Raw genomic sequence first — 7,349 nt, 5'->3', positions numbered from 1 at the left:
CACTTTTCTTGACCTATTCCAGATTAGATGCAAGGCTGGGGCCATGCCGCCGACCGACGCCACAACGCTCCTGCGCGACGCCGCGCTGCGCGTCACGCGGCCCCGTCTCGCGGTGATCGAGCAGCTCCAGCGTCATCCGCACGCCGACGCCGACACCATCACCCAGGCGGTCCGTGCCGACCTCGGCAAGGTGTCGACGCAGGCGATCTACGACGTCCTCGCGGCCCTGACCGAGGTCGGCATCGTCCGGCGGATCGAGCCGGCCCGGTCCCCGGCTCGCTACGAGATGCGGATCGGCGACAACCACCACCACGCCATCTGCCGCACGTGCGGTGCGATCACCGACGTCGCGTGCGCGATCGGTGCAGCGCCGTGCCTCGACCCGATCGACGCGCACGGCTACGCCATCGACGAGGCAGAGGTCATCTACTGGGGCACGTGTCCCGTCTGCCGGGCCGCTCTGGACGACGCACCGGCGGCACCCAGCGTTTCCGCTGACTGAGCTCAGCGGCATACACACAGTCACTCACCCATCGAAGGAGACGACATGAGCGTGGCAGGCCCCCGGCAGGAGCCGGGCAACACCGAACCGCAGACCACCGCTGCCGGCGCACCGATCTGGGACGGGCAGAACTCCGTCACCGCCGGCCCCCGTGGCCCGATGCTGCTGCAGGACGTCTGGTTCCTGGAGAAGCTGGCCCACTTCGACCGGGAGGTCATCCCGGAGCGCCGGATGCACGCGAAGGGGTCCGGGGCGTACGGCACCTTCACGGTCACCAACGACATCACCCAGTACACGTGCGCCAAGATCTTCTCCGAGGTCGGCAAGAAGACCGAGCTGTTCGCGCGGTTCTCCACCGTCGCCGGCGAGCGTGGCGCGGCCGACGCCGAGCGTGACATCAGGGGCTTCTCGGTGAAGTTCTACACCGAGGAGGGCAACTGGGATCTGGTCGGCAACAACACGCCGGTCTTCTTCATGCGCGACCCGCTGAAGTTCCCCGACCTCAACCACGCCGTCAAACGCGACCCGCGCACCAACCTGCGCAACGCCGAGAACAACTGGGACTTCTGGACCAACCTGCCCGAGGCGCTGCACCAGGTGACCATCCTGATGAGCGAGCGCGGCATCCCGGCCAGCTACCGGCACATGCACGGCTTCGGCTCGCACACGTTCAGCTTCTACAACGCCGAGGGCGAGCGCTTCTGGGTCAAGTTCCACCACCGCACCCAGCAGGGCATCGAGAACCTCACCGACGCCGAGGCGACCGAGCTCATCGGGCGCGACCGCGAGTCGCACCAGCGCGACCTCTACGACGCGATCGAACGAGGCGACTACCCGAAGTGGAAGCTCTACGTGCAGATCATGCCCGAGGGCGACGCGGCCAAGGTGCCCTATCACCCGTTCGACCTGACCAAGGTCTGGCCCAAGGGGGACTACCCGCTCGTCGAGGTCGGCGAGTGGGAGCTCAACCGCAACCCCGAGAACTACTTCGCCGACGTCGAGCAGGCCGCCTTCAACCCGGCGAACGTCGTGCCGGGCATCGGCTTCTCGCCGGACAAGATGCTCCAGGGCCGGCTGTTCTCCTACGGCGACGCCCAGCGCTACCGGCTCGGGGTCAACCACCACCAGATCCCGGTCAACTCCCCCCGGGGGGCGACGAGCTGGAACTCCCCGCACCGGGACGGCGCGATGCGCGTGGACAGCAACGGCGGTGGCACCCCGAGCATCAACCCGAACTCCTACGGGCGCTACCAGGACCAGCCGGCCTACCGCGAGCCCGCGCTGGCCGTCGGCGCCAGCGCGGACCGGTTCGACTTCCGCGCGGACGACGACGACTACTACAGCCAGCCGGGCGTGCTGTTCCGCGACAAGATGACCGCCGAGCAGCAGCAGGCGCTCTTCGAGAACACCGCGCGGGCGATCACCGGCGCCTCGAAGGAGACGATCGAGCGGCACATCGCCAACTGCACGAAGGCCGACCCGGCCTACGGCGAGGGGGTCCGCAAGGCGATCGAGGCGCTGGCAAGCGAGTAGGCGCTGGTCCGAGGAAACTGTGCGTGGTTGTGGTCGTCATACCGACCACAACCACGCACAGTCTCTCGGCCGACCCCTGTCGGTTCGCGGGAACCCGGCCTAGGGTGGTTGGACGCGACGACGCGGAAGGAGCCGGAGATGAGCGACGGCAGGGCGTTCCTGGGGTGGCCGGTCCTGCGCCAGGTGGCCAGCGGCGACTGGCTCGGCCGGGGCGCGTCCGTCACCAGCGAGCGCACCCGCACCATCTCCAACCGCACGGTCACGGCCGACCGGGTCGTCAAGTCGGTCTGCCCCTACTGTGCCGTCGGCTGCGGGCAGGACATCTACGTCAAGGACGAGAAGATCGTCCAGATCGAGGGCGACCCAGACTCGCCGATCTCGCGGGGGCGCCTGTGCCCCAAGGGTTCTGCCAGCGAGCAGCTGGTCAACTCGCCCACCCGGCAGACGCGCGTGCTCTACCGCGCGCCGTACGCGACCGACTGGTCGAGCCTCGGGCTCGACGAGGCCGTCGACATGATCGCCGACCGGGTCGTCGAGACCCGGCGACGCACCTGGCAGGACCGCGACGAGCACGGCCGGCCGCTGCGCCGGACGATGGGGATCGCCTCGCTCGGGGGTGCCACCCTCGACAACGAGGAGAACTACCTCATGAAGAAGCTCTACACCGCGCTCGGGGCGATCCAGATCGAGAACCAGGCCCGGATTTGACACTCCTCCACGGTCCCCAGTCTGGGGTCCTCGTTCGGGCGCGGTGGGGCCACGACCTACCAGCAGAGCCTCGCTGATGCCGACTGCATCGTCATCCAGGGCTCCAACATGGCCGAGTGCCACCCGGTGGGCTACCAGTGGGTGATGGAGGCCAAGCGTCGCGGCGCGACGGTGATCCACGTCGACCCGCGGTTCACCCGCACCTCGGCCACGGCGAGCAGGCACGTGCCGATCCGGGCGGGCAGCGACATCGTCTTCCTCGGCGCCCTGATCAACCACGTCCTCGAGCACGACCTGTGGTTCGCGGACTACGTCAAGGCCTACACCAACGCCGCCGAGATCATCGGCGACGACTACCGCGACACCGAGGACCTCGGCGGCGTGTTCTCGGGCTACGACCGCGACACGGGCACCTACGACAACGCGAGCTGGCAGCCGGCCCGCGACGAGCACGGCGCGATCCGGCGCGACGAGTCGTTGCAGGACCCGCGGTGCGTCTTCCAGATCCTCAAGCGGCACTTCGCGCGCTACACCCCGGAGCTGGTCCGGGACGTCTGCGGCATCAGCGCCACCGACCTGGCGTATGTCGCCAACGCCGTGACGTCCAACAGCGGCCGCGAGCGCACCACCGCCTTCGTGTACGCCGTCGGCTGGACGCAGCACTCGGTCGGGGTGCAGTACATCCGCACCGCCGCGATCCTGCAGCTGCTGCTGGGCAACATGGGCCGGCCCGGCGGCGGCATCATGGCGCTGCGCGGCCACGCGAGCATCCAGGGCTGCACCGACATCCCGACGCTCTACGACCTGCTGCCGGGCTACCTGCCGATGCCCATGTCGGGCCGGCACGAGAGCTTCGCCGAGTGGGTCGGGTCGGTCACCTCCGAGCAGGACAAGAGCTACTGGGCGGCGACGGACACCTACGCGGTCAGCCTGCTCAAGTCGTGGTGGGGCGAGGCGGCGAGCGCCGGGAACGACTGGTGCTTCGACTACCTGCCCAAGCTGACCGGGTCGCACAACACCTACGCCACGACGATGGACATGCTCGACGGCAAGGTCGAGGGCTACTTCCTGCTCGGCCAGAACCCGGCCGTGGGCTCCTCGCACGGCCGGATGCAGCGCAAGGCGATGGCCCGGCTCAAGTGGCTGGTCGTGCGCGACCTCAACCTCATCGAGTCGGCCGCCTTCTGGAAGGACGGCCCCGAGATCGCCACGGGCGAGCTGGAGACCACCGCGATCGGCACCGAGGTCTTCTTCCTGCCCGCGGCCGCCCACGCCGAGAAGGACGGGTCCTTCACCCAGACCCAGCGGATGCTCCAGTGGCACCACCTGGCCGTGCAACCGCCGGGCGACGCCCGCTCGGAGCTGTGGTTCTACCACGAGCTGGGCAAACGGGTCCGGGCCCGGCTGGCCGGGTCCGACGACCCGCGCGACCGGCCGGTGCTCGACCTGACCTGGGACTACCCCGAGGACGAGCACGGCGAGCCGTCCGCCGAGGCGGTGCTCCAGGAGATCAACGGGCGCTACCTCACCGGTGAGCACGCCGGCGAGCTGCTGCCCTCGTTCACCGAGATGCGGGCCGACGGCTCGACCGACGGCGGCTGCTGGATCTACACCGGCGTCTACGCGGGCGGAGCCAACGCCGCCGACCGCCGCCCGCCGCGCAGCGAGCAGGGCCCGGCGGCGCTCGAGTGGGGCTGGGCCTGGCCGCTGAACCGGCGCATCCTCTACAACCGCGCGTCGGCCGACCCCGAGGGCCGGCCGTGGAGCGAGCGCAAGGCCTACGTGTGGTGGGACGAGGAGCAGGGCCGGTGGACGGGGCTCGACGTGCCGGACTTCCCGGCGACGCGGCCGCCGTCCTACCGGCCACCCGAGGGCGCCGCCGGCACCGAGGGCCTCGCCGGCGACGACCCGTTCATCATGAAGTCCGACGGCAAGGGCTGGCTCTTCGCGCCCTCCGGGGTCGTCGACGGGCCGCTGCCGACCCACTACGAGCCGCAGGAGTCACCGGTCCGGAACCCGCTGCACGCGCAGCAGCGCAACCCGGCCCGGCGGGTCTTCCCGCGCAAGGACAACCTGACCGCTCCGTCGGCTCCCGACCCCGGCTTCGAGGTCTACCCCTACGTGTTCACGACCTACCGCCTCACCGAGCACCACACGGCGGGCGGGATGAGCCGCTGGCTGCCCTACCTGGCCGAGCTGCAGCCGGAGTTCTTCTGCGAGGTCTCCCCCGAGCTCGCGGCGGAGCGGGGTCTGGCCAACGGCGGCTGGGCCACCATCGTCTCCCCGCGCACCGCGGTCGAGGCCCGCGTGCTGGTCACCGAACGGATCAGGCCGTTGACCATCCAGGGCCACACCGTCCACCAGGTCGGGCTGCCCTACCACTGGGGCCGCGGCGGCAGCAACGCGGTCGTGTCCGGCGACAGCGCCAACGACCTGATCGGGATCACCCTCGACCCCAACGTCGCGATCCAGGAGTCCAAGGCCGGCTCGTGCGACATCCGCCCCGGTCGCCGCCCCACCGGCGAGGCGCTGCTGCGGCTCGTGGAGGAGTACCGCTCGAGGTCCGGGGTCACCGTCGAGACCGGCAACACGCTGCTCAGTCCCGGGGCAGGCGAGGAGGCGTCGCAGTGAGCACCAGCGTCAGGCGCAACCAGCTCTCGGGGCCGCACGACCCGGCCCCGGCCGCCGGGTGGGTGGACCCCCCGCCCCGCAAGGGGTTCTTCACCGACACGTCGGTGTGCATCGGCTGCAAGGCCTGCGAGGTCGCCTGCAAGGAGTGGAACATGCTCCCCATGGACGGCCTGGCCCTGACCGGGGAGTCCTACGACAACACCGGCGCGCTCGGCGCCAACACGTGGCGGCACGTCGCCTTCGTCGAGCAGGGGCCCGCGCAGGCCGCCCGGGCCCGCGAGTCGGGACGCGCGCTGGTGTCCCTCGGGATGCCGGCCCTCCGTCCCGCGTCCGAGCAGGGGTATGCCGCTCAGCCGGCCGCCGCCGTCACCGACGTCGCCGAGCCCCCCGACTTCCGCTGGCTGATGGCCTCCGACGTCTGCAAGCACTGCACCCACGCGGCCTGCCTCGACGTGTGCCCGACCGGGGCGCTGTTCCGCACCGAGTTCGGCACCGTCGTGGTGCAGGACGACGTCTGCAACGGGTGCGGCTACTGCGTGCCGGCCTGCCCCTTCGGGGTCATCGAGCGGCGCGAGTCGCCGGACATGACCGGCGCCCGGATCGCCAAGGACGACGGCATCGCCCAGAAGTGCACGCTCTGCTACGACCGGCTCGAGGTCGGCGAGGAGCCGGCCTGCGCCAAGGCGTGCCCGACCGAGTCGATCCAGTTCGGCGACCTCGACGAGATGCGGCGCCGGGCCGAGGAGCGGGTGCGGGTGCTGCACGGGCAGGGCCACACCGAGGCGCGCACCTACGGCGCCGACCCGACCGACGGCGTCGGCGGGACCGGCTCGGTCTTCCTGCTGCTCGACGACCCCGAGGTGTACGGGCTGCCGCCCGACCCGGTCGTGACCACGCACGACCTGCCGGACATCTTCCGCAAGGCGGGCCTGGCCGGGCTGGCGATGCTCGGCGCCGCGGCCCTCTCGTTCCTGGGGAGGCGCTCATGAGCACGCCCGGCCGCCGCCGGCGCGGCGCGGAGCGGCAGATGGTGCCCGAGGCCGAGTTCTCCTCGTACTACGGGCGTCAGGTCGTCAAGCCGGCGCCGTGGAAGGGCGAGATCCCGACCTACCTCTACACCGGCGGGCTCGCCGCCGGGTCGGGCCTGATCGCGGCCGGGGCGCAGCTGGTCGGGCTGCGGACGCTCCAGCGCAACGCGCGGCTCACCGCGCTCGCCGCCCTGGGTGTGAGCACCGGCGCCCTCATCGCCGACCTGGGCAAGCCGGCCCGCTTCCTGAACATGCTGCGCACGGTCAAGCTCACCTCGCCGATGTCGGTCGGGACGTGGATCCTCGCCGGCTTCGGCGGGTTCACCGGCGCCGCCGCGGTCGCCGAGATCGGGGGCCCGCTGTTGCCGCAGGGCAGCTCGCTGGCCCGGCTGGCCTCGGTCGCAGCAGTCGGCGGGAACATCGGGTCAGGCGCGTTCGCGGCGCCGCTGGCGGCATACACGGCGGTGCTCCTGAGCGACACGGCGACACCGACGTGGCATGCGGCATACCGCGAGCTGCCGTTCGTCTTCGTCGGGTCCGCACTCGCCGCTGCCGGTGGGGCGGCGATGGTGACCACCTCGACCCGGCAGACGGGACCGGCCCGCCGGGCCGCCCTCACCGGCGCCGCCCTCGAGCTGGCCGCGAACGAGGTGCTGCACCGCAACCTCCGGCTGGAGGGCGAGCCGCTGCGGCAGGGCAGGGCCGGCCGGCTGCTGGAGGTCAGCCGCTGGCTCATGCTCGGCGGCGCGGCGGTGACGATCCTCGGGGGCCGGTGGCGACCGGCCGCGGTCCTGGCCGGGCTGGCGCTCAACGCCGGTTCGGCACTGACCCGGTTCGGCGTCTTCGAGGCCGGCCTCGTCTCGGCCAAGGACCCGAGGTACACCGTCGTGCCGCAGCGCCAGCGGCTGGACGAGAAGGGCCCGACCCGGATCACCTGATCACCCCCC

Annotated in this window: 5 protein-coding genes; all 5 read left to right on the top strand. The window is 71.3% G+C overall.

Annotation, left to right across the window (positions count from 1 at the left end; translation table 11 throughout):
* Positions 1-43: 43 nt before the first annotated feature.
* The 5 genes from WMI84_RS15905 to nrfD all read left to right on the top strand — a co-directional run bounded on the left by WMI84_RS15905 (position 44) and on the right by nrfD (position 7,340).
* On the top strand, positions 44-502 hold the full coding sequence (locus tag WMI84_RS15905) for a Fur family transcriptional regulator (RefSeq protein WP_347354754.1): 459 nt from the start codon (positions 44-46) through the stop codon (positions 500-502).
* Between the two features lie 45 nt (positions 503-547).
* Positions 548-2,035 carry a catalase gene (locus WMI84_RS15900; protein WP_347354753.1) on the top strand — a complete coding sequence of 496 codons (1,488 nt, stop codon included), beginning with the start codon at positions 548-550 and terminating at the stop codon, positions 2,033-2,035.
* 138 nt (positions 2,036-2,173) lie between these two features.
* Complete coding sequence (gene fdnG, locus WMI84_RS15895) at positions 2,174-5,374, top strand: formate dehydrogenase-N subunit alpha (RefSeq protein WP_347354752.1); 3,201 nt, start codon at positions 2,174-2,176, stop codon at positions 5,372-5,374.
* On the top strand, positions 5,371-6,363 hold the full coding sequence (locus WMI84_RS15890; protein WP_347354751.1) for a 4Fe-4S dicluster domain-containing protein: 993 nt from the start codon (positions 5,371-5,373) through the stop codon (positions 6,361-6,363). Before fdnG ends, WMI84_RS15890 begins: the two co-directional genes overlap by 4 nt.
* Positions 6,360-7,340, top strand: coding sequence for an NrfD/PsrC family molybdoenzyme membrane anchor subunit (gene nrfD / locus WMI84_RS15885; RefSeq protein WP_347354750.1), 981 nt, complete (start codon positions 6,360-6,362; stop codon positions 7,338-7,340). The genes WMI84_RS15890 and nrfD overlap by 4 nt, the downstream gene beginning before the upstream one ends.
* The last annotated feature ends 9 nt before the right edge of the window (positions 7,341-7,349 follow it).

Source organism: Intrasporangium sp., from assembly GCF_039812505.1.
GTDB lineage: Bacteria > Actinomycetota > Actinomycetes > Actinomycetales > Dermatophilaceae > Intrasporangium_A.
This window is presented reverse-complemented; position numbering and strand designations above follow the sequence as displayed.